This is a genomic window from Pseudomonas sp. IT-P4, from assembly GCF_949767755.1.
Taxonomy (GTDB): Bacteria; Pseudomonadota; Gammaproteobacteria; order Pseudomonadales; family Pseudomonadaceae; genus Aquipseudomonas; species Aquipseudomonas monachiensis.
This window is the reverse complement of the sequence record NZ_CATKPX010000079.1, coordinates 1-751: the sequence shown is the minus strand read 5'-3', so window position 1 is coordinate 751 and position 751 is coordinate 1. Positions and strand designations below refer to the sequence as shown.

Annotated in this window: 1 protein-coding gene; it reads left to right on the top strand. The window is 61.0% G+C overall.

Translation table 11 applies throughout. From position 1 onward, the window contains the following. Positions 1–751 (top strand): sulfatase-like hydrolase/transferase (locus ACM6IT_RS25830; protein ID WP_409079560.1); only part of this gene is annotated, 751 nt, incomplete at both ends.

Genomic DNA, 751 nt, shown 5'->3' with positions numbered 1-751 from the left:
ACCGGCTACGGCGATCTGGGGCCGTACGGTGGCGGTGTCGGCCGTGGCATGCCAACCCCCAGCATCGACCAACTGGCACAAGAAGGTACGACCTTTTATTCCTTTTATGCCCAGCCGAGCTGCACCCCGGGCCGGGCGGCCATGCAGACCGGGCGTATCCCCAATCGCAGCGGCATGACCACCGTGGCCTTCCAGGGCCAGGGCGGTGGTTTGCCCGCCGCCGAGTGGACGCTGGCCTCGGTGCTCAAGACCGGCGGCTACGAGACCTACTTCACCGGCAAGTGGCACCTGGGCGAAGCCGACTATGCATTGCCCAATGCCCAGGGGTATGACGTGATGAAGTACGTCGGCCTCTATCACCTCAATGCCTACACCTACGCCGACCCGACCTGGTTCCCCGACATGGACCCGGAAACCCGGGAAATGTTTGCCAAGGTGACCAAGGGCGCACTCTCGGGCAAGGCGGGAGAAAAGGCCGTCGAAGAGTTCAAGATCAACGGCCAGTATGTTGATACGCCGGTCATCGATGGCAAACCCGGTGTAGTCGGGATTCCCTACTTTGACGGTTATGTCGAAAAGGCCGCGCTGGAATTTCTCGACACCGCTGCCAAGTCCGACAAGCCGTTCTTCATCAACGTCAACTTCATGAAAGTGCACCAGCCGAACCTGCCGGCACCGGAGTTCGTTCACAAGTCGATCTCCAAGTCCAAGTACGCCGACTCGGTGGTCGAACTGGATACGCGCATCGGCC